The organism is Blautia ammoniilytica (assembly GCF_025566965.1).
In the GTDB taxonomy this organism is placed as follows: domain Bacteria; phylum Bacillota; class Clostridia; order Lachnospirales; family Lachnospiraceae; genus Blautia_A; species Blautia_A ammoniilytica.
Map to the genome: position 1 here is coordinate 1 of NZ_JAOQJL010000036.1, position 25,785 is coordinate 25,785.

Genomic DNA, 25,785 nt, shown 5'->3' on the forward strand with positions numbered 1-25,785 from the left:
TGTGCAGACCTAAGTTACAGGCGTATCCGCCGATATTCAGTCTGACGCCTAAAGCGTCTGGAAGCACGTGACTTTAGCCATGTGAGGTTCACTGAAGATACATCGTCCAGCAAAAAGGCATCTGCAAACTTAGATATCCGGATTATTAAGATACAATTGATTCTAAACAGTAGCGACTGTTACAGAAGCTTCACATGATAGTAATTATTTAGTTGACATTTTGCCTGTTCTGGCATATGATAATAACAGCTAAGGAAAGTTGTGAGATTCCATGTAGCAAAACGAAAGCCCCCAGAGCTGCAACTCTGAGGGCTTTCTTGCTCGTTACGGTGAGCTAATCCGTTTAGGCTGTTGCTGTCTATTGCTCTCCGTCCAGCCATTTGCATATGTAGTAGCTAACTACGTCTGCTAAAACGGAAACAAGAAAAGTTGTGAGAAGTTCATCCATGGGCATTTCCCTCCTTTCTGCTGGAGGTACGACAGCTCTTATAGTATAACATAAAATAGAGTAAATTGGAACAAATTTGAAATAATATAAACTTTATGTGGACGTATCTTTTCGACACGTGGTCGTTCGATACTCCTCTGGATAAAAATACCAAAATAATATGTAAAAAACACATAAACAACTTGCTTTTTCCACAAAAATACAGTATAATAAAAAGCGTAAACGATAACGCTTTTTATATTTTGGGGTGAAAAAGGAGAAGGATCATGAAAACAGTAAAAGACAAACAGGTTTTGGTTGCAGCAGATTTTGCAGGATTTGAGTTAAAAGAGGCAGTTGTTGCTCACCTTAAGAAAAAAGGATGGACAGTTACCGACATCGGTGTTCGCTCTGCAGATGAAGAGAATCCGGAGATGTTCCACAGAATCGGATTAAAGGTTGGAGCAAAGATTGCTGAGGGAGAATTTGAGAGAGCTATGATCTTCTGCGGAACAGGTATGGGTATCCATATCGCAGCAAGCAAATGCCCGCATGTACACGCAGCAGTTGTAGAAAGTGTTCCTGCAGCACTTAGATGTATCACAGGTAATAACTGTAATGTTATTGCTATGGGTGGCCATTATGTTGCTCATCAGATGGGTATTGAGATTGCAGATGCATTCCTGGAGCACAATCTGGGTGATGGCTATGAAGACTGGCCGAATTTCTATGAGTTCCATAAACTTGCATATGATGAGCTGGAAGCTTTTGACTATGAAGAGTTCAAGAAAAACGGTTTTGAATTAAAGCACCTTGGAGAGGTTATCCTTCCAGACAGACCTGAGAAATAAGTAGCAAGAATACTGAGGCATTCTTGATTACCTTACCTGTCAGGAACAGGAATACACGTTTAAAAAATACTTTTTTGGTTGACATTTTGTCGGTTCTGGCATATGATAATAACAGCTAAGAAAAGTTATGAGATTCCATGATAAACGAAAGCCCCCAGAGCTGCAGCTCTGAGGGCTTCTTGCAAATTGGGAGGGCATGTTATGAAGAATTATTCAGAAGATAACCGGCTGTATCATATTCAGGTAGCACCTGGGGAAGTGGGGAAATATGTGATCCTGCCAGGAGATCCGGGCAGATGCGAAAAGATCGCACAGTATTTTCAGAATCCTGTACGGATTGCTGACAACAGAGAATTTGTAACATACACAGGAATGCTGGAAGGAGAAAAAGTCAGTGTAACATCCACTGGGATCGGTGGTCCATCTACAGCCATTGCTGTGGAAGAACTGTACCGATGTGGGGCAGATACCTTTGTGCGGATTGGTACTTGCGGAGGTATGCAACCGGAAATCAAAAGCGGTGATATTGTGATCGCTACAGGTTCTGTGCGTATGGAGGGGACAAGCAGGGAATATGCACCTATTGAATATCCGGCCGTACCAGATCTGGGAGTGACCAATGCACTGGCAGAGGCAGCCGGGAAGGCTGGATATGTTTATCATACAGGTGTTGTGCAAAGCAAAGATTCCTTTTATGGACAACATGAGCCGGAAGTGAAACCGGTAAGCTATCAGCTTCTGAACAAATGGGAAGCCTGGAAACGATTGGGGTGCCTTGCCTCGGAAATGGAATCAGCAGCACTTTTTATTGTAGGAAGCTGCCTGCGGGTAAGGACCGGGGCCTGTTTTCTGGTGATCGCTAACCAGGAAAGAGAACGTCTAGGTCTGGAGAATCCGGTTGTGCATGATACGGATATGGCTGTGCGAACTGCTGTGGAGGGAATCCGTAACCTGATCCTGAAAGATAAGAATAGTAGATAATAACAATCGTAACGGTGAGGATACGGAACAGTTACAATGAAATTAAAATCATAGAAACGAAACAGGGGCCATGCAGCTGCATATAAAACAGCTGTATGGCCCCTGCTGCATAAACAGAATATTCAAGTCGAATCATCCTGCGTATTGGGTTTCCGTGAACTGCTGATACTCTGCAGTTTCCGGATAAGAGGTTGCCGGAAGGATCCACCCGGTCATTCCCTTAGAAGAAATCTGAATATACATTTTGCCTTTGATCAGTGCACATTTATTGATGCGTACCCGGTCTCCTTTAAGAATATTGAATTTCAGGGAGGCATTTGCATAGGCGGTAGTATATACCGGGATATCACGGTTTGCAGTCAGATATCTGGATCGGCCGTTTAAGGTATAGATACTGGTGTATGAACCATATTTGCTGGCTGGCACAAGAGTACCTCTGGAATACTTGTAGACAAACCGAATAGAATTAAGACCCAGTGAGTAAGAATTAAGTTCCTGGGAAACATACAAACGATTGCCTGAAACTCCGGTAACATAGCCCATCTGATGATAGCCATAGGTCTCCAGGGTTTCCTGGAAATCAATGATCTCATTCAGCCTGCGTCCTTTGTACTGGAAGATCCCGCATACCGGTCCGTCTCCGTTCTCAAACGCTACATACAGATAAAGGAAAGGCTTTCCGTTACTTAATGTATAAAGCTGGGCACATACATCCTCTTTGTAGAAATTGCGGATTGAGTTTAATGTGTAAGCCTTTTTGCCATTCACATAAATGGAAAAATCTGAGATGCTTCCGTCGCTGTCGGTGGTAGGTGTTGTCTTGATCTGGATCTTGTCACGTTTGCCATTCCCTGTAATATCGTACCGTCGATAAATCCTGCCTGGCTGCAGCGCTACTTTGGTCGGGTTGGACTTGGCCTGGACAGGGCTTGCAAACAGTACACAAAGACCAAGTGTGAATAATAATGCAGCCGTTGAAAAAATATGTTTTACCTTTTTCATAGTGAACCTCCGCTTCTGGTAAAAGAAGAATAAATATGTAGTTTCGGCTACATTATAGAATCACAGGAGCAGATGCTGTAATCTGCAGTTTACAGGATGGTACCAGGCGCATATGCAAAAGGCCATTCCCATACCCTTGTGCAAGCACAGGTGGGAGAATGACCTTTTGACCCTGACATCATCTTCATATTAACTAACGAAAATAAACTTATTATCTTAATTAACGAAAATAAACTTATTATCCCCTTCCAGATAATAGTCAATGTTTTCACGGACAACGATCTGCGGAGGCAGGAAATTAAGCTCCTGGGAAGGAAGCGTGCCGAACAGAACGTATTCCACCAGATAAACGATGGAATAATAAATCTGGGCTGCAGGATTCTGATATACCACAAACGTGCAGGCATCCTTTTCCATCAGCTGCTTCATATCCTGGCTGGTGTCATAACCTACAGCAATTGGCCGGGACTCCTTTGGAAGCTGACTTAAGTATTTGCCGGCACCGATCACGCCCGGGGAGCTGACTGTATAAATCCCGGCAATATCCTGGTGCTTTGCCAGAGCTTTTTGTACCAGATCAATAGCAAGATCATCACGGTCTTTGTATTCACCGCCGGGGATCACCTGAATGTTAGGATAATCTCTGGCCGCTTCCAGGAAACCTTTGATCCGTTCTTCATGGGAAAGCACAGAATGAAAGCCTGGCATGGCCAGGATCTTTCCTTTGCCCTGAAGCATTTTGGCCATCAGATTAAAGGATACACGTCCGGCCATAAATGGATCCATTCCCACATGAAACAGGCGCTTGGTGCCTGGTATATCAGAGTTAAAGGTGACTACTGGTATCCCCATGTCTGAGATCCGGTTGATGTAAGGGGCAAGCTCCTGCCCACTGGCATTCAATGAGAAACCATCAATATTGGAAAAGTCAATATCTTTGATCACTTCGATCTGCGATTGGGGATCCAGGGCATTGCACCTGTATGTAATGATCTCGATCTTGTAATGGGTAAAATGTTCAATGGCTTTTTTGAGTCCTGCAGTAAATTCATCTACAAAGTATGCCGGATATTTGGCGTAGATCACTGCAATGCGAAGGCATTTGCTGCGGCTTAAAGCACTGGCGATCTTGTTGGGCTGATAACCCATTTCATCAGCGATTTTTATTATTTTTTCTTTAGTAGAAGGGCTGATGCGTCCACGGTTATTCAGGGCACGATCCACAGTGCCTACAGATGTGCCGGCACGCTCTGCTATTTGTTTTAGTGTAATTTGCGACATACGATTGGTCCTTTGTTATGTTTAACAATTGGCATCAGTGCTCTCCATACTGGAGGAATTCCAGCTCAAAGCCATTAGGGTCTTTGGTAAGGCCGCCTGTAAAATCAAGATTTTTAACGTAAGAAACAGGTACATGGAATACAAAGCCGGCATCAGTAAGCTTTTTCTCCAGAGCACGGATGTCTTCTACCTCAAAGGCAAGATGACGGGCACATCCCTTATTGGTAGCTTCTACATCTAATTGGGGAACGTCATAATAATACTGGATCAGTTCCAGCTTGCCACCTGACGGGAGGGCAAAATAACGAAGGAAATGATCCCCCATATCTACAGAAGGAAGAGCCTGAAGCCCAAGGATCTCTCCGTAAAAATGAAGCGTTGCTTCTACGTCTTTAATATTGATGGTAACATGGTCCATTGCTTTAATCATTTCTGAATCCTCCTCATAATAAAAAGTCATAGTATCGTTTGAATTTCCGATGTCTTTTAAAAGACTATTTTTTGAAATTATACCATATACGTAAAGCATATCCAAGGTTTTCCAGGGAAATACATGGCAAAACACCTGGCGGAATATTACCTGTGAATAGTAGCTGGCGGGATACTGACCTGCGAACAGTAACAAACAAGGTATTTTTCAAAAAGAATGTGGAAAATACACAAATCAAAACAGTAATTTTGCAAATACGTCAAATTGTAAAAAATAAAAATATTTGCTGTTTTGAATAAAATAATCATACCACATGACCAAAATAATTACAATATCCAAAAAATCCAATTGACATCATGTATAATATGTGGTATATTCAAAATGCGTAAACGAAAACGCATAACAAAACAAACAAAAACCATGAAAATAGCCGTTTGAAATGGTCAAAAACCAACTTTGTGTAAAAAGGTCATAAAATACAAAATAAAATGTGGTAAAACCACAAAAAGATATTGCTTTTTCCAAATAAGCGTGTTATAGTGAGGACAACCCACAAATAAGACAACAACAAAAGGAAAAAGAGAGGTAGATTTATGATCTGTACGTTGACCATTAATCCGGCAGTAGACAAATTGCTTTTTATACCGGAATTACATAGAGATAACACCAACAGGATCCAGCGCATAGAGGAAGTGCTTGGTGGTAAGGGAACTCACGTGTCTGTGAATTTAAGTATCTTAGGATGCAGTAACCGAGCATACGGTATCGGATATGGACAGACAGGAAAAAGGATTGAGCAAATACTTTCCGACGGCGGTGTAGATGTAGCGTTTTTACACTTTGATGAGGGTGAATCCCGTACCAATTACGCACTGATCGAAGACAATCATATTTGTACTTTGATCACTGAGAAAGGGAAGACGGTTCCTGAAAAGATATGCAGACAGCTGATCGATCATATGATGGATACCATGGATGATGGTGATGTACTGGTGTTATCAGGAGATGCTTCCAATACAGAGATTCCTTTCATCTACAATGAAGTAGTAGATGAACTGATAAGAAGAGGCAAGCATATTCGGGTATTTCTTGATACAAGCTCGGAGAATCTGATCCGGGGACTTGAGAGAAAACCATTTCTTGTAAAGCCAAACGAGGATGAGCTTTCACAGATCATGGGCAAGCCTGTATCTACTGACGGAGAAGTACTGGAAGGTATTCAGCTGATTTCAGAAAAAGGAATTCCCTGTGTGGCAGTTTCAAGAGGCGGTAAAGGCTCCATTGTGAAATATCAGGGAGAGATCTACAAGGTGCATCCTTTGAAGGTTGATGTGATCAACACCATCGGATGCGGGGATGCATTTTTAAGCGGCCTTGTATACGGCTTTGAAAAAGGAATGGAGTTTCCGGAGATCTTAAAGCTGGCAACAGCGATCTCAGCTGCAACTGCAGAGTCAGACCTGACAGTGGGATATGATCTGAACCGTGCCATGGAATTAAAAGACCAGGTACAGCTTGAAAAAATGGAATAAAGAGAACGGGGGGCAACGGCCGGGGATAAGGGCGTAGCAAAAGTTCTTTTTATAAATAACAATGCGACAACGCAACAAGAAAAGGAGAAGGTGGATTTATGAAGAAAAGAGTATTTAGTGCATTAATGGCAGCAGCATTAACAGCAAGCATGGTATTTGGAACTGTTGCAGCATCTGCTGAGGAGAAGAGCAACGAGGATATCACAATTGGTATTTCCATGTGCGCAATCGAGTCCCAGATGTGGGCAGAGTATCAGTCAACAATGCATGCAACCTGCGATGAGATGGGTGTTAAATACACAGAAGTTATTGCTGAGAATGATACACAGAAACAGAATCAGCAGATCGAGAATCTGATCTCCGGTGGAGCAGACGCTATCGTAATCGCTCCTGCAGATGGCGAGGCAGTTGTGGCCGCTATTAAGAAGTGTAATGAAGCAGGCGTTCCGGTTGTTATGGCAAACAGAGCTGCTGGTGAAGGCGCAGAGGTTGTTGGTACAGTTACATCTGATAACGAGGCAATGGTTCAGAGAGAGCTTGAGTACATCTTGGAAAAAGCAAAAAAAGATGGAACAAAATATAAAGTGATCAAACTGGTAGGAAGTCTTACAGATGCAAATGCAATCGCTCGTGATAATGGTTTCAATGCAGTTGCAGATGAGAACCCGGACGTATTTGATGTTGTTTCTGAAGTTGCTACAGAGTGGAAAGGTGAGCTTGCTCTTGCCGGTATCTTAAGTGCATTTGAGGAAAACCCGGATATTAACATGATTTTCAGCCCGTCAGACGCACTGCTTCCATCTATCATTTCCGGACTGCAGCAGCTTGACAAATATAAAAAGGTCGGCGAAGAAGGCCATGTAACTCTGGTTACATTCGACGGTGCTAAAGATGCTGTTGATGCGATCAAAGAAGGTTATGTAGATGTTGTTTCCGTACAGGATGCTACAAACCAGGCTAAACTTTGCATCGAGGCAGCAGTAGCAGCAGTTAAGGGCGAAGAAGTTGATTCCATGACAGACCCAGGATTTGAAGTAACAGCTGATAACGTAGACGAGCTTGGATTCGAGGGATATTGATTCTTTTATTAAGAGGATATGCCTTGCCTGATGGCAGAGAGGCATAAGTGACGAATTTGGGCAGATATAATATCTGCCCAATATTCATCTTAGATCAAGGTGAAGATGGATAACATTCGCTTACGGCTTCCCGGCCGTGGCTGAAAAGAAACGGTCTGATCTACGGCCGAAAAGCCGTGGGCGGATGTATGAGGATTAGGTTTACAAAACCTGAGAAAACGGATAGAGAGGTTGGAATATGAAACAGTTAAAAAAGGTTTTTAGTTCAGTGGATGCGATCATCTGGTTCATTTTGGCCTTCCTGATCGTGGCAATGATTGCAGTTCCCAATTTTGCCACCATGAACAATTTCAAGAATATTCTCAGCCAGTCATGTGTTTTGCTTACTGTAGCATGCGGCGTACACTTTGCAGTGCTTAATGGAGGCGTGGACTTCTCCAGTACTTCTATCATCGCACTGAGCAGTGTGGTCGGTGCCTCCATCATGAGCGAGACAAGCGGATATCTGGCTGGCAAATGGTATGCGATCCCTGTAGCACTTCTTGCAATGCTGGCTCTTGGAGCTGTATTTGGAATCGTCAATGGTATAGCAGTTACCGTATTTAAAATGCCTTCTTTTATTGCAACCATGGCTACACAGCTGATCGGTACAGGTATTGCGGTTATCTATTCAAGCGGAAAGACAATAGGCGGTCTCCCGGATTCCTTTGCTGATTTTGGCGGCGGTACACTTTTCGGGATTATTCCTAACGTATTGCTCCTGGCACTGGCAGTAATGCTGATCAGCCATATTATCTGCAGCCGTACTCTTTATGGACGCAGATTATACTCTGTAGGAACTAATCCGAAGGCAGCCCTGATCTCCGGTATCCCGGTAAAGAAAACCATTTTCTGGATCTTTATCCTTAGCGGTCTTTGCTCCGCAGTAGCCGGAATCATTATGATGGGCCAGATGCAGTCTGGTGCATCCAGTTATGGAGCCACACTTTTCAATGACATTATGGGAAGTATCATCGTAGGTGGTACAAGCCCGGCAGGTGGTTCAGGAAAGATTCCGAACACAGTACTTGGTGCCGTATTGATTATTCTGATCAATATTGCTCTGAATCTTTTAAATACACCTTATTTTATTATTACAATGATCAAAGGTCTGATCATTCTGTTTGCTGCAGCAATCGAAGTATTCAGAAAGAGAAAAGAGAGAGCATAAATTACAGGATCCCACAATCCAAAATCTGAAAGAGAAAAGAGAGTATGGATTACAGGATCCGGTAATGCAAGATCAGAGAGAGGAAGTGAAGAAGTTGACTGAAAAACGGGATATTATTTTACAGATGGAACATGTTACCAAGTCTTTTGCTTCGGTTCAGGTTCTGAAGGATATTACGATCGCATTGAAAAAAGGTGAGATCCTGGGTCTGGTAGGTGAAAATGGTGCCGGAAAATCAACTCTTATGAATGTGCTTGGAGGTATTCATCAAAGAGACGGTGGAAAGATCTATCTGGAAGGAAAAGAATTTGAGCCTACAAATCCAAAGGTGTCAAAGGCAGCAGGTATTGCATTTGTGCATCAGGAGCTGAACCTTTTTACCAACCTGACCGTATATGAGAATCTTTTCATCACAGAGATGAAAAGGACAAAAGCAAAAACCATTGATAAGAAAACAATGAAAAAGATCGCCAATGAGCAGCTGAAGGAGCTGGGCATTGAAGGCTTTGATGCAAATACGATCGTAGGAACCCTTCCCATGGGACAGCGGCAGCTGATCGAGATCATTAAGGCCATTATGCAGGACGCAAAGATCATTGTACTGGACGAGCCTACCACATCTCTCTCAAATAAAGAGAAAGAAAAGCTGTTCGGAATCATGCACCTACTTCAGGAAAAAGGAAAATCCATGATCTTTATTTCCCATATCCTGGAGGATGTATTTGAACACTGCGAAGAGATTGCGGTGTTACGTGATGGGGAGATCATTTCCCAGAAGAAAGCTTCCGAGACAACCAATGCAGAGGTTATCAAGCAGATGGTTGGCCGTGAGCTGAATAATATTTATCCTACCGTGGAAAAAGAAATTGGTGAAGTGGCCTTTGTGGCAAAGGACATCTGCCAGGAGGGCAGATTTGAAAATCTTGGCCTTGAGATCCGTGAAGGAGAGATCCTGGGACTGTTCGGACTGATGGGAGCAGGCCGTACCGAGTTTCTTCGCTGTCTGTTTGGTGTGGATCCTATTTCTGAGGGTCATATTTCATACAAAGGACAGGAGATCGCTCCAATCACCCCCATCAACTGTATTAAGAATGGCATGGCATTTATCACAGAGAACCGTCGTGAGGAAGGTTTGATGATGCCGAAGACCATCAAGGAAAATGTGGTTATGGCCAGCCTGGATGATATTTGTGACAAGTCATTTATCAATCGTCAAAAAGAGTCAGAGCATACAGATAAGATCGTTAAGGAACTGCGGGTCAAAACCTTTGATCCATCCAAACAGGCTGTGATCAATCTTTCCGGTGGAAATCAGCAGAAGGTTGTATTTGGTAAATGGGTACTTAAGGAGCCTAAGATCTTCTTCCTGGATGAGCCTACAAGAGGTGTGGATGTAGGAGCAAAATACGAGATCTACAGCATTATCAATGATCTTGCAAAGAACAAATCTTCTATCCTGATCGTGTCTTCTGAAATGGAAGAACTGATGGGTATGTGTGACAGAATCCTGGTAATGAGCCATAACAAGATCACCGGTGAGCTTGAAAAAGGGGAGTACAGCCAGGAAGGTATTATGAAAGCAGCAATAGCAACAGGAGGTGGAAAGTAATGGAAACATCCCAGGCAAGAAAAGATGCGATTTTTAGAAAAAAACTGGTGGATACCTTCTGTAATTACGGAATTTATATCATATTCCTGATTATGATCATTTATTTCTCCGTACAGTCCACAGGTTTCCTTTCCCTGAGCAATGCGATCACAGTACTTCAGCTTTCCTCTACACTGGGAATCTCTGTAGTAGGTATGTTCTTTGTATTGATCACCGGAGGTATTGATATTTCTGTAGCATCCAATATGTACTTTTCGGCAGTTGTGGGAACCACGCTTCTGAACAATCTTGGATGCCCGCTGATCCTTTGCTTTGTAGGATCCTGCTTAAGCGGTCTGTTAATCGGATGCATCAATGGTTTCTGCGTATCCAGACTGAAGATCGTACCGTTTATCACGACCCTTGCAACCTACAGTGTGGCAAAAGGACTTGGACTTATGTTTACCAATCAGCAGATGCTTTTCCTGGATGCAAAGGTAAGAGTTTTCTCTTCTACCAGGATCTTTGGTATCCCGCTGATGGTTTACATCTTCCTTGCAGTTGTTATCCTTGGACATTTTGTCCTTACAAAAACCCAGTATGGCCGTCAGCTGTTTGCCTGTGGCAACAATCTGACCGGTGCAAATAAAATGGGTATCAACGGACCAAGAGTTGTATTTATCGCTTATGCAATATGTGGTGCACTTGCAGGACTTGCAGGTATGGTGAATGCGGCAAGACTTAGTGTTATTAATCCTAACTTTGCACAGAATGATGAGTTTACTGTTATTTCCTCAGCAGTTATCGGCGGGGCCAGCCTTTTCGGCGGTAAAGGAAAGGTGATCCCGGGAGCGATCATTGGTATCGTTATGGTACAGGTCATCAGCAACGGACTTACCATTATTGGAGCTTCTGCATATATCCAGAATATTTTCAAAGGACTGATCATTTTCGTAGCAGTAATGGTAGACAGTATCAAGAATAATGGAGATATTCATTAATCAAAAGTAAAAATGTCAGGAATTTCCTGAAAAACGATAGTTCCGGTATGGATTTCGTGATATAATCATACCATTCTTAGTACTATATCAAATTGATACCGGAGGTAATCTGTAATGAATGACAACAGAAAAAAGAATAAAGAAAGACAGGCACACATTGCCCGGCTTCTGGAAAAAAATGAACGCATTAATGTGAATCAATTGTTTGAGATACTCCAGGTATCAAAGGAAACCATCCGCCGTGACCTGAAAGAGATGGAAGAAGCAGGGATCATCCAGCGAGTACATGGAGGAGCAGTTTTATCAGAGGCATCCAAAGGAGTGAAGGAGTATCCCCTTCTTACCAGGGAGATCCGGAATTACTCTGAAAAGATCCGGCTTTGCCAGAAGGCAGCAGAGTATATTGAAGATGGGGACACCATCTTTATCGACAACAGCTCCACTACTTTGAATCTGGTATCTTACATACCGCAGGATTATCGGGTGACGATCATTACTAATTCCATCCGGCTTCTGGTGGAAGCGTCCATTGCGGACCATCCCAGCCTGACGTTTATCTGTCTGGGAGGTTTGCTGAAGTCCAAGAATTACTCTCTTACAGGAGTGATGGCTGTGGAACAGATCCACAATTTCCGTCCTAATAAAGCATTCGTTTCCTGTCATGGAATCAGTATGACAGACGGGATCACAGACGGAAGTATTTATGAGGTGGATGCAAAGCGTGAAATGCTGAAGCAGGCAAAGAAAACATTTTTGCTTGCAGATTCCAGCAAGATCGGCAAAACAGGTGTGGTAGTTCTTTCTCAGTTTGATTTCATTGATTGTCTGATTACGGACGAGACGGTTTCCGAAGAATACAGGCACTTCATTGAATCTCAGGGAACTGAGATCGTAACACTTCAATAAAAATGAAATGGCGGCCATCTGCGGATGGCTGCCGGTAAAGTATCTCACAGGAAACGTCTCCGGCCATAAGACTGGAGGAGTTTACATGAAATATATCGCATTCGATTTAGGAGCGAGCAGCGGAAAAATGATGCTGGGAAGCTTTGATGGAAACAGGCTAGACACAGAAGTGATCCACAGGTTCCCCAACTGTCAGATTTCTGCAAATGGAAGTTTATACTGGAATTTTCTTGGAATATATCAAAATCTAATAGAAGGTCTTAAGACGGGCTTCCGGAAAGCAGACGGCCAGATCGCAGGACTGGGAATGGATTCCTACTGTAATGATTTTGGCCTTATTGGAAAAAGCGGAGACATTATCACGCAGATGCACTGCTATAGGGACGCACGTACAAAGAGAAACAGGGATAAAATCTACGACCTGATTTCTGAAAAAGAACTTCATCAGCTTACAGGTAACCAGAACGCACTGTTTAACACTGCCATTCAGCTGGCAGCTATGATACAGCAAGGAGATGGTTATCTTCTGGAAGGGTGCGAAACTCTTCTTCATTTGCCTGATCTTCTGGCATATATGCTCACAGGTGAAAGAAAATCAGAATATACGATTGCTTCTGTAACACAGATGTTTGATTACCGGACGAATTTGTGGCACAAGGAAGTACTGAAAAGGTTCATGATCCCGGAAAGGATCCTTGCGCCGATTGTAGAGCCGGGATCTGTGGTCGGACATGCAACACGGGAGATGCAAAGCCTGCTTGGGACAGGCGGCTTTGATGTGATCGCAGTAGGAGAACATGATACTGCTTCTGCAGTGGCAGCTCTGCCTGCACTGTCTGGAAATCCTGCTTATATCAGCAGTGGTACCTGGTCACTGATGGGAGTGGAAACCTGCGATTTCTTTACAAATGAAACTACTTTTAAATATAACATTGCATTTGAAGGCGGTGTGGAACATAGGTACCGTATGTTGAAAAATGTAATGGGGCTTTGGATCATCCAGGAGTGCCGCAGGGAATATCAGACCATGGGTCAGGAGTATTCCTTTGGGGAGCTGGCTGCTCTGGCAGCAAAGGAAGCACCATTTAAAGCTCTCATCGATCCGGACTGGGAAGAATTTTACGAGCCTGGAAGAATGCTTGAAAAAATTCGGAAATTCTGCAGCATGACAGGGCAGAAGGAGCCTGAAACACCAGGTCAGTTTGTGCGGGCAGTGGAAGAAAGCCTTGCCTTTAAGTATCGTTGGGTAATGGATGCACTGGAAGAAATCAACGGAAAGAAAATTGACTGTATCCATATTCTTGGAGGCGGCGGTCAGGACAGACTATTGGATCAATTTACGGCAAATGCCTGCAGACGTCCGGTTTATGTAGGGCCTACAGAAGCAGCATTGGCTGGCAACTTCCTGATGCAGATGAAAGCAAAGGGAGAGATCAGGGATGTATTACAGGGCAGGGAAATTATCAGGAAATCCTTTGATATTGAAGAATTTTTACCTGCAGATCAGGCTGTCTGGGAAGAAAAGTATCAGTACTTTAAAACTCTTTTAAAGAGTGTGTGAAAAGGAGGCATTGGGGCAGATGAGGGAAACAGAAGAAAAGATCTTAAGAGTAAGAGAGCTGATGGAAGAAAAGGGCTATGATGCAGTGGTTCTGAATACAAACGAGAACTTTTTCTGGATCACAGGGGGAAAAAGTGCTTTTGTAGACAAGTCGGGACCTGCGGCTTCTAAGATCCTAATCACAAAGGATAAAAGCTATGCAGTGTGTAATTCCAGTGAAAGATACCGTGTGATGGAGGAAGAACTGGATGGGCTTGGTTTTGAACTGATCGGTTATTTGTGGCATGAGGATGAAGCGAAGATCCTGGAGCCTTATCTTAAAGGCCTTAAAGTGGTAAGTGATAATGGCTGTTATGGCGAGAATAAAGGCAGTGAGATCCAGCCGCTCAGGTACATTCTTACAGATGAAGAGATTGCCCGGTTCCGTCAGATTGGACCGGAAAGTACAAGGATTCTGGAAGAGTGTGTAAGGCAGATTAAAAAAGGTGAAACAGAATTTGAGATCGCAGGCAGGATTACAGGAGCTTTAATGGCAAAAGGATATCAGGTGCCGGTTTGCCTGGTAGCTGCAGATGACAGATTGAAGAAATTCCGTCATCCCATTCCAACCGCTAATAAGGTGGAAAAATATGCAATGGCAGCGATCTGTGCACAGAAATACGGCCTCACCATTTCTATTTCAAGGATTGTATCCTTCGGTGAGGTGGATGAAGACAAGATGAAACGTCTGAAAGCGGTAGTAAAAGCAGATGCAGCCTATATTCTATCTACGGTTCCGGGTGCAACAGCAGTCAGCGTTCTGGAAGCAGGAAAGGCTGTTTACGAAGCAGAAGGCTATGGCCCTGATTTTGATCTGCATCACCAGGGAGGCGGTCTTGGATATCCGACCAGAGATTATTGTACCAATTTTGCCTGCACAGAGGTGGTGCATGACAGACAGGGATTTTCCTGGAACCCTACTATTGCAGGTGTAAAGGCAGAGGATACTTTCCTTGTGATTGACGGCAAACAGGAAATTGTTTCTCATACAGGGGAATGGGTTTATGAAGAAGTAGAATACAAGGGACAGAAGATCCTTCGCCCCGGAATCCTGGTTCTTTAATATAATAGTTTATGAAGACTGATATGGAAAGAAAAGAAAAAGAAGAGGAGAAAAGAAAAGATGGCAGAGTTATCTTACATGAAAGACAGAGAAGATATGAGTAAAGTTGCACATTATATGTGGGACAGAAGACTTACAAATGCTGCAGGCGGGAATTTTGCAGTGAGAGTAGATGATAACAGGATTCTGATCTCTCCATCTCTTATGTCTGAAAGACATTTTTGCGAGATGAAACCAGAAGATTTCTTACTGATCGACTATGATATGAACATTCTGGAAGGTACAGGAAAGCTTTCCCGTGAAGCTTACATGCATGTACTTCTTCTGAAAAACTTCAAAAATATCGGTGCAACGATCCATGCACATCCTATGTACTGCATGGTATTTGTAGCACAGACAAAGCCGATTCCCAATATTACAGAGGCAACCATGAAGAGAGGCCCTGTAGAGTGCATTCCATATACACAGGCTTATACAAAGAATCTGCATGAAGAGGTTTATAAATATTTTGACGCGAGAAGGGAACTGGCTGAGAAATATCCAATTGGAGCTATCATGCCGCTGCATGGGGTTGTTGTTTCCGGATCTGACCTTTTCATGGCATACAGTATGCTTGAGAGAATTGAAGCAGATGCCATCTGCAACATCTTCAAAAATAACATTAAAGACATCTGATTTGGTTTTGAACAGGATAGGAGAAGCCACACATGTTTGCTTGCGATCTGCACACACATACGATCCGTTCTGACGGACACATGACACCAATCGAATCCATTGACCGTGCTGCGTCTCTTGGGCTGAAGGTTATGGCCATTACTGACCATGACATGACGCTGCCGGCCATTTGGAAAGGAATTGATCTTGTTTCATATGGGGCTGAGAAAGGAATCCGGCTGTTGCCGGGAATCGAAGTATCCTGCGATACCTGGAATGACGACGTCCATATTATTGGATTGTACTGTAACTGGGATGATCCTGCGTTTGCGGATCTGGAACATGGTGTCCAGACAAGCAGGATGGAAAGCTATCAGGAAATGATCCGAAAGATGGCAAAGGCCGGGTATCAAGTATCCTGGCAGGAGGTTCTGGAACATGCAGGGAAAACTGATTGTCCGGAAACTGTCCAGAAAAAGTCAGTGTATGAGCTGCTGGCTGCAAAAGGATATGCTGTGGACTGGGCTAAGGCAAAGCGTCTGGTACAGTCTGTACCGGAATTCCAGACCAACCGGGAGAAACCGGATCCTGTAAAGATCATTCAGCTGCTTCACAAAACAGGTGGTATAGCGATCATGGCACACCCGTTTTTGGTAAAAGAACATCCTCCCTATCAAGGCAAGACTATGACTCGTTTCCAGTATATGGACATGCTGGTAGATGCCGGACTGGATGGCATAGAGGCAAGCTATACCTACGATAAGTCAAGCTACGCTGGCAGAAATTCCAAGGCAGAGCTGGAGCAGCAGATCCGAAGCAGGTATCAGAGCAAGGGCATTTTCTTTTCAGGAGGCTCGGATTTTCATGGTGATCAGAAAACAGGCATACCCAATCCCAGGGAACTGGGAGAGTGTGGCGTAACCTATCAGTATTATACCCGGCATATAGAAACGCTGAGAAAGTAAAAACCAGTATGTGAAAGCAAAAAAACCGGATGGCACAGTGGTCCTCCGGTTTTTTTGGGAAAATATCTGTTATTCATAAATGAGCTGCACACGATTCTGGAGACAATAATCAATATAAGCTTCAGGCGGCTGCTCATTTGTGCAGAGTATGGAGAAGGCTTTGATCTCACAGACATGTAAGGGAGCGATATGCCCGAACTTGGTGCTGTCTGCCAGCAGGATTCGGTTGGTGGTGCGCTCAATGGCATATTTCTTAATCGTGCGCTCGCTGACCTCATTGTGAGAGATGCCATATTCGATGTCGATCCCTGCGCAGGAAACAAAAATCTTGCCAATGTTGTAATCCTTATAAGGATTACAATCCTGCATATAGGAGAAAGAATTGTTCTTTCTGTTAAGCTTGCCTGGGATAGAGTAGATATCCAGATTCTCTTTACGCATGCCGCGGATGATCACATCCAGGTTATTAGTGATGATGGTAACATGGAAATCATCAGGAATAAAATCTGTGATCAGTCCACAGGTGGAGCCACTGTCAATAAAAATAATATCTCCATTGTCGATAAGCCGGGCTGCAAAGCTGGCTATTTTTTTCTTTTCCTGCATGTGGATGGTATTCTGGGAATGGAGAAAACTGACAGATGGTCTGGTAAGGGAAACGGATCCATAGGATTTGACAATCTTATTCTCGCTGGCAAGTTTATCTAAATCCCGGCGCAATGTACTCATTGACATGCCGAAGTGTTCTGCTAATTCATTCATCTTCACGGTGTTCCTTTCACCAATGAAAGCTTCCATTTCTTCAAGACGTTTTTCTTTCATAATAGTCATCCTTCTAAATTTGATGTCTTTAGTATACGCTAAAAATGAGTAAAAATCAATATGAAAATGATTAAATGTATCAAAAATATTGATTACGCATGAAATATATGATGAAAATATAGGCAAAATGATAACATATGGTCAAAAATAAATAAGAAATATGCAAAAATACAAAGGAAAACAAAATAAAATGAAAAAACTATTGCAAATTACATTTGAATTGAGTATAATGACGCTATAAAAAGACGAAAACACCAAAAATATTATCAAAATAGACAAAATGTTGTCAAAAAGTGAAAGAGGTGATGAGGTGAAGAAAATAGATTCCCATGTTCACATATATAAACAGATATGTGGATATGGCGGCAGGGGAGAACTTCTTACGGCTGGTGGAGGAAAAGCCATCTGGGCAAACGGAGACACTCATTACCTGATTCCGGAGGGGATGGGAGAGAGTTCTTTTGAAGCGGACCGGCTTCTGAACCTTATGAATGAAAATCAGGTAGAAAAGGCAGTGATCCTGCAGGGAAACTTATATGGATTTCAGAACCGGTATATTCATGAAACGGTTCAAAAATATCCGGATCGATTGATCGGAGCATGTGCTGTGGATCCTTTTGCAAGGCATGGGGTGGAATTGATGGAGCATTTCCTTAGACAGGGATTTCGGATCGCCAAGTTTGAGTTCAGTGACAGCTGCGGACTGATGTCTTTTCATCAGAAATTCTCATTGAACAGTGACAGAATGTATCCATATTACCGGCTTCTGGAAGAAAGACAGGGGGTTCTTACCGTAGATATTGGAGCTATGGGCATGGACAGCTACCAGCCGGAAGCGATCCAGCAGATCAGCGATAAATTTCCAGGACTTAAGATTGTGATCTGTCATTTACTGGCTCACAAAAAAGGAGAAGAAAAGATCCTTCGCCAGGAACTGGAGATGCTGAATCAAAAGAATATCTGGTTCGATCTTGCAGCGGTTCCCTGGAATGCGGCAGATGAGTCTTATCCTTTTTGGGCAGCACTTGATAATATAAAAACAGCAAAAGAAGTGATCGGGTACCGGAAAATGCTGTGGGGATCAGATGCACCTGCAGTTATACTGCGAGATTCCTATAAAGAACTGTATCAGTACCTTGAAGAATCACAGATCTTTACAGAAGCAGAAAAAGAATCCATTTTTTATAAAAATGCACAGGAGGTATATTTTAATGGGGGAAACATCAAAGCTGGCAATGGATGTTGAACTGCCTAAAATGTACAGGGTGAAACAGCTTCTGTCATGTGAATATTTATCAGAAGCGCAGATCGTATTCCGTATCAGGGAAGAAATGGACAGACCGGAGATCAAAGGCAGGATAAAGCCGGGGATGAAGATAGCAGTAACCTGTGGAAGCAGGGGAGTGGCTAACATTCCGCTGATCATAAAGACAATTGTTGCTGAACTGAAAGGTTATGGAGCAGATCCCTTTGTAGTACCTGCCATGGGAAGCCACGGAGGGGCAACCGCAGAAGGACAGAAAAAGATTCTGGAAGGATATGGAGTTACAGAGGAATATGTTGGATGCGTCATACGATCTTCCATGGAAGTGACCAGGATCGGAACTGTGAAGGGAAGCCCTGTATACATAGACAGAAATGCAGCCCAGGCAGATGGGATCGTTGTAGCAGGAAGGATCAAACCCCATACAGGGTTCAGGGGAAAATATGAAAGCGGCCTGATGAAAATGATGGTGATCGGCCTTGGGAAGCAAAAAGGTGCCCAGGTGTGCCACGAAGACGGCTTTGGTGTTATGGCAGAGAATATAGAGGCGAGAGGCAGGGAAATCCTGAAAAAGGCACCGATCCTGTGTGGAATAGGAATTGTGGAAAATGCGAAGGATCAGACAATGCTTATTGCCGGAATGACACCTTCGGAGATTCTGGAAAAGGAGCCTGAGTATCTGGAAACAGCCAGAAAACAGCTTCCTTCACTGCCTGTTGAAGCTGCAGATGTGCTGGTGGTAGAACAGATTGGTAAAGATATAAGCGGAGATGGAATGGATCCTAATATTACCGGAACCTATTGCTCAAAGTATGCAGGAGATGGAGGATTACATGCAGAACGTGTGGTGATCCTGGATCTGACAGAAGAATCAAAAGGCTGCGCCATTGGAATGGGGATGGCTGATTTTACCACAGAAAGCTTTTATAAAAAGATCAATCTGGAAGAAAGCTATCCAAATGCCATTACCAGCAAAATGATCGTACAGGCAAAGATCCCCATGATACTGAAAAATGACAGAGAAGCCATACAGATCGCATTGCGGACCTGCCTTGGAATCGAAAAAAGATGGCCAAGGATCATACGGATAAAGGATACGCTCCATATAGAAGAGTTCTGGGTATCAGAGGCTTTGGTAGAGGAATTAAAAGATAACAGCAGGATCCGGATACTGGAAGGACCTGTGGATCTGGAATTTGACCAGGCAGGAAGGCTGAAATAGAAATACAAAAAAGAGGCAAAAACCAGAAAACAGAAAAATAAAAAAGGTAATTATGGGACCTTATTTGGAATATTCTAAGCGCCGGCAAATAGGGTACCCGAATTATAAAGGAAAATAAGAAAAACAGGAGGTATTGAAATGAAAGGGAAACTGAAAACTATGGCAGTATTGGGAATGGCTGCAATCATGGCAATTGGGGGAACAGTTACAGTGAAGGCGGAAAAAACAGGGATGAAAGTAGCTTTGAGTAACTCTTTTTCCGGCAATGCATGGCGTGCACAGACTATCAAGATCTTTGAAAAATACTGTTCAGATCTGAAGGATGAAGGCGTTATTTCTGAGTTTTATGCATCCAGTGCGGGGGACGATGCACAGAATCAGATCAACGAGCTGCGTAATATGATTTCTCAGGGATACGATATTATTCTGGTGAATGCTGCTGATTCCAATGCGCTGAAACCTGTACTGGAAGAGGCTGCAGATGAAGGAATCACAGTAGTTTCCTATGACAACCGTGTAGAGGGGGATAATCTTTACACAATCGGAATCGACGAAGAAAAATATGCTACACAGCAGGCTGAATGGATGTGTGAAACTCTTGGAGGCAAGGGAAACATTTATCTGATCCGCGGACTTGAGGGCAGCTACAATGACAATATCCGTTATGAGTGCTGGACAAAGGTTCTTGAAAACTATCCGGATATCCATGTGATCGCAGAAGGATATGGCGGATGGGATGCAGGTACAACATCTCAGCTGATGAATGACCTTCTGGCAGCGAATCCGGATACAGAAGTAAACGGTATCATCCAGCAGGGACATGGTGAAGTGGCTATGACAGAGGCACTGGTTCAGCATGGAATCGATCCTGGAACAGTGGCAATGACCGGTGAGTATACCAATGGCTTCTTCCGTGTGATCAAGGAATACAACATTAATGCATTTATTGAAGGTCTTCCCTGCTATTTACCGGCAGCAGCACTGGATGTTGCACTTGCTGTAGTAAATGGAGAAGATGCAGAAAAAGATACGATCATTGATCCGCCGGTTATCGATGCAGCTGATGCAGACGAATGGTATCATCCAGAATTACCGGATACATTTATGAATGGCTGGACAGATGATGACAATACATGGAATCTTACATTAGAGGATGTTATTCCGGACGATATGAAAGCGGAATAAATACATAATAAGGATCCCCGCTTCGGATAACCGGGGTGGGGGCCTTTTTTCCTCAAAAAAGCAGGAAACAGGAAGGTATAGGAGGGCAGACGTTTGGAACAGATTATTTTACAGGCGAAAAATATCAGCAAACGGTTTGGGGGTATTCGTGCACTTGTTGAAAGTGAGCTTACATGTTATAAGGGCGAGGTTCATGCGCTGATCGGAGAAAACGGTGCCGGAAAAAGTACCTTGATCAAAATATTATGCGGAGTTGAGCAGCAGGATGAGGGAGATGTGATCTATAAAGGTGAGAAGGTGAACATCACCTGTCCGGATGATGCTACAAAAATGGGAATTGTATCTGTATTTCAGGAACTATCGCTGGTTCGGGATCTTTCGGTAGCTGAAAATATTTACCTTGGATACGAACCGAAAAAAAGAGGCTTTATTGATCTTAAAAAGATGTATCGGGATGCGCAGGCACTGCTGGATCAGCTGCATTTTGATATTGATGCAAGGGCACTGGTAAGACAGCTGTCTCTGGCAGATCAGCAGCAGGTGGAGATCGCAAAGGCAATCTCAAAGGATCCGGATGTGATCATTATGGATGAAGCAACCTCAGCCCTTGGAAAAGAGCAGGTGGAAAATCTTTTTAGGATCATTCGTGAAATGGCAGGAAATGGGAAAACGATCATTTTCATTTCACATAAAATGAATGAACTGTCAGAACTGGCAGACAGAGCAACGGTTTACCGTGATGCTCATTATGTAACAAGCTTTAAATGGGGAGAGTGTACAAACGGAGAAATTATCCAGTTTATTGCAGGAAGAAAAATATCAGACAGTTTTCCACAGAAGAAAAGTGTAAATACAGAGGATTACGTACTTCAGGTGGAGAAACTGAGTTATCAGGAAAAATTAAAACAGGTATCCTTAAGCGTAAAGCGGGGAGAAATCTTTGGAATTGCAGGATTGAGCGGACATGGACAGGTGGAATTTCTGGACACTTTGTTTGGGGCGATAAAGCCGGATACAGGGATCATCAAGGTGAATGGAAAGCAGGTGAAACTGAACAGTCCACAAGCTGCTCTTCATAATAAAATCGCAATGACACCGGCAGACCGGAAAAACGATGGCCTGCTGCTTACAAGATCCATCCGGGAAAATATATCCATGATGGTGCTGGATAAGATCAGTCATTTCGGTGTGATTAACAGTAAGAAAGAGAATGAAGGAATTAATGAGATGGTCGATCTGATGAAGATCAAGATCGATAATCCTCAGCAGCTAAGCGGAACGCTTTCCGGAGGAAATCAGCAGAAGATCGTACTTGGAAAGGCAATCCTTACAAAAGCGGAGATCCTGCTTCTGGAAGACCCTACGCGAGGGATTGATGTGGGAACAAAAACAGAACTGTATGCACTGATCCGCAAGCTGGCAGATTCCGGGATTACTGTGCTGCTTTATTCTACAGAGAACAGTGAACTTTTAGGCTTGTGTAACAGGATTGCCGTGTTTAAGGGCGGCACTGTGGTAAAGATTTTAGACGAAAAAGAAATGAGCGAGCAGGCGATTCTGAAAGCCGGCCTTGGCATTGAGGAAGAGGGGGCATGAACGTGACAACCAGAAAGAATAAACGATTTTATTACTTTTATGACAAAAACAAGCAGATCATTTTTGCCTACATAATGATGCTGCTGGTATTGATTGTGTACATTGTAAATCAGCCGAATTTTTTCAGTGCTTATGGGATCAAATCAACCTTTGACCAGCTGCAGCCCCTTACCTATGCTGCTCTTGGACAGACGGTGGTACTGATTACAAAGGGAACGGATCTTTCCATTGGGGCACTGATAGGACTGGCCAACTGTGTGGCAGCTACCTATATGATGCCGATAGGGGAAAGCCTGGGCAGCCCCTGGCTCGGAATCCTGATTGTTTCTTTACTGGCTGTTCTTGCAGGGGCACTTGCCGGAGCCTTTAACGGAATGATCATTATAAAGGGCAACATACAGCCAATGGTAGTTACCCTTGCAACTTCCTTTGTATTTACCGGGATCGCACTGTATATCCGTCCTACTTCCGGTGGAGAGGTTTATCCGGAGTTCGCACAGCTGGGAAAATATATTCCGAGCACAAAGATCCCAATGAGTATTATCTGGCTTCTGGTTGCAGCAGTATGTATCTGGATCCCTGTAAGGAAAAGCAGGTTCGGACAGGCTATCTATGCAGTAGGAGGCAATGAATCTGCAGCTTATGCATCCGGCATCAATGTTGCAAAAACAAAACTGAAGGTATATATGTTTTCCGGCGCAGTATGCGGCCTGGGTGGAGTGATCCTGACGGCTTATAACCGAAGCGGCAGCGCTACAGGCTGTGAATCAGCCACAATGAATGCGGTAGCAGCCTCCGTACTTGGAGGAACAGCTCTTACAGGCGGCAAAGGCGGATTTGTGGGAACCATTGCAGGAATCGTTATTTATTCCCTGATCCTTGGCCTTCTGATCTTCTGGGGAGTGAATGCATATTACCAGAGCCTGTTTAAAGGTGCAATCCTGATTTTTGCTGTAGCGATCAATATGCTGGATCGTATCCGATTCCGTAAGAAGGGGGCGTCTGCAAATGATTAGTAAAGTAATAGGCAATGTGAAAAAGTCAACAGTGGCAAAAGCATATCTTACAATGCTGGCAGTATATGTTTTTTCCTGTATCATACAGCCAAATTATTTTTCAAAGGTTTATCTGGAAGATATGCTGGTTATGGCATCCATCTTAGGTGTTCTGGCTTTGGGACAGACTATTGTAATCCTTACCGGAGGTATCGACCTGTCCATTATCTGGACAATGAATCTGGCAGCCGTGATCGTATGTGCTTTCCAGTATAACGGACGGAATGCCTTCCTTGCGTTTCTTGTTTCTCTTGCTGTATGTGTTGCTATCGGTGTTTTTAACGGGATCGGAGTAGCTATACTGGAAGTACCGCCTATGGTTATGACGCTGGCAACACAGAGTATTGTATACAGTATCACCATGGTTTATACAGATGGAAATGCCAGAGGAGTATCCCCTGACTGGCTGCGGTGGCTTTCAACAGGGCGCATCCTGGGCATAAGGAATATCCTGATCTTCTGGCTTCTTATCATTCTTTTTACTGCATTTGTGCTGAAGAAGACCATTTACGGAAGAAAATTGTTTGCACTTGGAAATTCGGTAAGAGTATCCAGATTTTCCGGGATCAATAATAATCTGGTACTGATCGGAGTGTATGTTGTCAGCAGTATTGCGGCAATGTTTGCAGGATTTATGTTTACAGGATATCTTGGGTATTCTTATCTGAGTATGGGCGAGAATTATGAACTTCCATCCATTGCAGCGGTTGTGATCGGAGGTACTTCGATTCTTGGAGGCAGAGGAAGCTATACCGGCACTGTGGCAGGTGCGATCCTTTTGAATATTCTTACAGGGTTTTTGAACAATCTTCAGATGGAAGCATCTACAAAAAAGATTATTTATGGAATGATCATCATCGTTGTACTGATGGTTTATAACCGGGAAAAGAAAATAAAATCATAAAATAAAAGGGGTGAAAGGATGAACCGGCAAAGATTATTTGAATGTATGGAAAAGAGTGGACTGGATTATCTTTTACTGGATTCCCTGGAAAATGTTTCTTATGTTTCAGGGATGGGGATACCAGTGCCGTATGGGGCAATGTTTGCTTATGGCGGCGGCATGCCTCTTGGGTATGGGATTGTTTCAGCAAAGGATCAGCAGGTGTGGCTGATCATATCAGATTCTTATAAGGAATATGCTACGCATGCATCTGCAGACCGTATGTACCTGTTTTCTCATTACGATCATTTCAGGAAAAGAAACGGGGACGAGAATCTGAAACTGCTTCTTGAAAGACTGCTGGATGTTCCTGACGGAAAAAGAATAGGCATAGAAGTTCACTCCTGCCCGGCGCTGGTTTATCAGATTTTGACAGAAAAGGGATTTCTGATACAGGAAGCAGAGCCTGTGATGTGCTATACAAGAAAAGTAAAAACAGCTGAGGAACTGGAAAAGATCAGAATAAGCGTTGCGATTGAGGACTGCGGACAGAACAGGTTGCTTCAGTATGCAAGAGAGTTTAACGGAGAAACAGACTTTGAGATGTGGTCAGGGATCACCCAGGCTATGAATGAAAAAGCAGGGAAAGTGGCAAGGATCGTAGGAGAACTGGCAACAGGGAAAAATGCGGAAATACGTACCGGGCTGGGAGGACCTGACGGTAGCAGGGTAAATCCAGGAGACATGGGAAGAATGGATATTTCCATCCGTTATCACGGGTACTGGTGTGACTGTACCAATACCGTAGTTTTCGGAAGAAAGCCGGATGAGCGGCAAATGGAATATTTCAAGATCGTAGAAGAAGCTTATGAGGCTGCAAAGTCAAAATTATATCCTGGAAATGCTCTTTGTGATCCTGTAAAAGCAGAGGCACAGGCCTATGAAAAGTATGGAATGAAAACCCAGGTGTATACAGGGCATCAGATCGGATGTGGGGTGAATGAACCAGGCAGGATCGTATGCTATGAGGATGAGGTCATAGTGCCGGGCATGGTGGTTTGCATTGAACCTCAGCAGTACGGCCCGGAAGGCTCCGGGATCGGGGTTCGGCTTGAAAAGGTAATTGAGATTACGGATAAAGGACCTGTGGAATTAAATCAGTTCTGCTGGGGCCATTTAACATAAACG

Annotated in this window: 23 protein-coding genes; 19 read left to right on the forward strand and 4 right to left on the reverse strand. The window is 43.5% G+C overall.

Annotation, left to right across the window (positions count from 1 at the left end; all coding sequences use genetic code 11):
* The first annotated feature begins 714 nt into the window (after positions 1–714).
* Both OCV61_RS14740 and udp read left to right on the forward strand, forming a co-directional pair.
* Entirely contained in the window at positions 715–1,278 is a 564-nt protein-coding gene (locus OCV61_RS14740) for an RpiB/LacA/LacB family sugar-phosphate isomerase (protein WP_158422452.1), read from the forward strand.
* Positions 1,279–1,479: 201 nt separating this feature from the next.
* Positions 1,480–2,259, forward strand: a complete 780-nt coding sequence (udp, locus tag OCV61_RS14745) for a uridine phosphorylase (protein WP_158422453.1) — start codon at positions 1,480–1,482, stop codon at positions 2,257–2,259.
* A gap of 132 nt (positions 2,260–2,391) precedes the next feature.
* On the opposite strand, the gene OCV61_RS14750 is transcribed toward udp, so the two are convergent.
* The 3 genes from OCV61_RS14750 to OCV61_RS14760 all read right to left on the reverse strand — a co-directional run bounded on the left by OCV61_RS14750 (position 2,392) and on the right by OCV61_RS14760 (position 4,972).
* Positions 2,392–3,261 carry a hypothetical protein gene (locus OCV61_RS14750; RefSeq protein WP_158422454.1) on the reverse strand — a complete coding sequence of 290 codons (870 nt, stop codon included), beginning with the start codon at positions 3,259–3,261 and terminating at the stop codon, positions 2,392–2,394.
* A gap of 216 nt (positions 3,262–3,477) precedes the next feature.
* Positions 3,478–4,542 carry a LacI family DNA-binding transcriptional regulator gene (locus OCV61_RS14755; RefSeq protein WP_158422455.1) on the reverse strand — a complete coding sequence of 355 codons (1,065 nt, stop codon included), beginning with the start codon at positions 4,540–4,542 and terminating at the stop codon, positions 3,478–3,480.
* A gap of 34 nt (positions 4,543–4,576) precedes the next feature.
* Positions 4,577–4,972 (reverse strand): VOC family protein, encoded by a 396-nt coding sequence (locus tag OCV61_RS14760; protein WP_173727158.1) that lies wholly within the window; start codon positions 4,970–4,972, stop codon positions 4,577–4,579.
* 593 nt (positions 4,973–5,565) lie between these two features.
* Between OCV61_RS14760 and OCV61_RS14765 the strand changes: the two genes are divergently transcribed.
* The 10 genes from OCV61_RS14765 to OCV61_RS14810 all read left to right on the forward strand — a co-directional run bounded on the left by OCV61_RS14765 (position 5,566) and on the right by OCV61_RS14810 (position 16,570).
* The gene (locus OCV61_RS14765) at positions 5,566–6,504 is read left to right on the forward strand and encodes a 1-phosphofructokinase family hexose kinase (protein WP_158422457.1); all 939 of its coding nucleotides are present in this window, start codon (positions 5,566–5,568) and stop codon (positions 6,502–6,504) included.
* 98 nt (positions 6,505–6,602) lie between these two features.
* The gene (locus OCV61_RS14770; protein ID WP_158422458.1) at positions 6,603–7,583 is read left to right on the forward strand and encodes a sugar ABC transporter substrate-binding protein; all 981 of its coding nucleotides are present in this window, start codon (positions 6,603–6,605) and stop codon (positions 7,581–7,583) included.
* Between the two features lie 238 nt (positions 7,584–7,821).
* The gene (locus OCV61_RS14775; protein WP_158422459.1) at positions 7,822–8,793 is read left to right on the forward strand and encodes an ABC transporter permease; all 972 of its coding nucleotides are present in this window, start codon (positions 7,822–7,824) and stop codon (positions 8,791–8,793) included.
* Between the two features lie 94 nt (positions 8,794–8,887).
* Positions 8,888–10,402 (forward strand): sugar ABC transporter ATP-binding protein, encoded by a 1,515-nt coding sequence (locus OCV61_RS14780; protein ID WP_173727155.1) that lies wholly within the window; start codon positions 8,888–8,890, stop codon positions 10,400–10,402.
* A complete protein-coding gene (locus OCV61_RS14785) occupies positions 10,402–11,382 on the forward strand; it encodes an ABC transporter permease (RefSeq protein WP_158422461.1) in 981 nt (326 codons plus the stop codon). The genes OCV61_RS14780 and OCV61_RS14785 overlap by 1 nt, the downstream gene beginning before the upstream one ends.
* A 114-nt stretch (positions 11,383–11,496) precedes the next feature.
* Positions 11,497–12,288, forward strand: coding sequence for a DeoR/GlpR family DNA-binding transcription regulator (locus OCV61_RS14790; RefSeq protein ID WP_158422462.1), 792 nt, complete (start codon positions 11,497–11,499; stop codon positions 12,286–12,288).
* Between the two features lie 85 nt (positions 12,289–12,373).
* Positions 12,374–13,849 carry a rhamnulokinase gene (locus OCV61_RS14795; RefSeq protein WP_262583112.1) on the forward strand — a complete coding sequence of 492 codons (1,476 nt, stop codon included), beginning with the start codon at positions 12,374–12,376 and terminating at the stop codon, positions 13,847–13,849.
* Between the two features lie 19 nt (positions 13,850–13,868).
* Entirely contained in the window at positions 13,869–14,951 is a 1,083-nt protein-coding gene (locus OCV61_RS14800) for a M24 family metallopeptidase (RefSeq protein WP_158422464.1), read from the forward strand.
* A 60-nt stretch (positions 14,952–15,011) separates the two neighbouring features.
* On the forward strand, positions 15,012–15,626 hold the full coding sequence (locus OCV61_RS14805) for a class II aldolase/adducin family protein (protein WP_158422465.1): 615 nt from the start codon (positions 15,012–15,014) through the stop codon (positions 15,624–15,626).
* Between the two features lie 32 nt (positions 15,627–15,658).
* On the forward strand, positions 15,659–16,570 hold the full coding sequence (locus tag OCV61_RS14810) for a PHP domain-containing protein (protein WP_158422466.1): 912 nt from the start codon (positions 15,659–15,661) through the stop codon (positions 16,568–16,570).
* 69 nt (positions 16,571–16,639) lie between these two features.
* Here OCV61_RS14810 and OCV61_RS14815 read toward each other — a convergent pair whose 3' ends face one another.
* The gene (locus tag OCV61_RS14815) at positions 16,640–17,392 is read right to left on the reverse strand and encodes a DeoR/GlpR family DNA-binding transcription regulator (protein ID WP_262583115.1); all 753 of its coding nucleotides are present in this window, start codon (positions 17,390–17,392) and stop codon (positions 16,640–16,642) included.
* A 310-nt stretch (positions 17,393–17,702) separates the two neighbouring features.
* On the opposite strand from OCV61_RS14815, the gene OCV61_RS14820 reads away from it, so the two are divergent.
* From OCV61_RS14820 to OCV61_RS14850, 7 genes are all read left to right on the forward strand, one after another.
* Complete coding sequence (locus OCV61_RS14820; protein ID WP_262583116.1) at positions 17,703–18,638, forward strand: amidohydrolase family protein; 936 nt, start codon at positions 17,703–17,705, stop codon at positions 18,636–18,638.
* A complete protein-coding gene (locus OCV61_RS14825) occupies positions 18,604–19,878 on the forward strand; it encodes a nickel pincer cofactor-dependent isomerase, group 22 (protein WP_158422469.1) in 1,275 nt (424 codons plus the stop codon). The genes OCV61_RS14820 and OCV61_RS14825 overlap by 35 nt, the downstream gene beginning before the upstream one ends.
* Positions 19,879–20,016: 138 nt before the next feature.
* Positions 20,017–21,063: a substrate-binding domain-containing protein gene (locus OCV61_RS14830; protein WP_158422470.1), complete on the forward strand. Its 1,047-nt coding sequence runs from the start codon at positions 20,017–20,019 to the stop codon at positions 21,061–21,063.
* Positions 21,064–21,156: 93 nt separating this feature from the next.
* On the forward strand, positions 21,157–22,659 hold the full coding sequence (locus OCV61_RS14835) for a sugar ABC transporter ATP-binding protein (RefSeq protein ID WP_158422471.1): 1,503 nt from the start codon (positions 21,157–21,159) through the stop codon (positions 22,657–22,659).
* Positions 22,656–23,675, forward strand: a complete 1,020-nt coding sequence (locus tag OCV61_RS14840) for an ABC transporter permease (RefSeq protein WP_158422472.1) — start codon at positions 22,656–22,658, stop codon at positions 23,673–23,675. The genes OCV61_RS14835 and OCV61_RS14840 overlap by 4 nt, the downstream gene beginning before the upstream one ends.
* The gene (locus tag OCV61_RS14845; RefSeq protein WP_158422473.1) at positions 23,668–24,618 is read left to right on the forward strand and encodes an ABC transporter permease; all 951 of its coding nucleotides are present in this window, start codon (positions 23,668–23,670) and stop codon (positions 24,616–24,618) included. Before OCV61_RS14840 ends, OCV61_RS14845 begins: the two co-directional genes overlap by 8 nt.
* An 18-nt stretch (positions 24,619–24,636) precedes the next feature.
* Positions 24,637–25,782, forward strand: coding sequence for a M24 family metallopeptidase (locus OCV61_RS14850; RefSeq protein WP_158422474.1), 1,146 nt, complete (start codon positions 24,637–24,639; stop codon positions 25,780–25,782).
* The last annotated feature ends 3 nt before the right edge of the window (positions 25,783–25,785 follow it).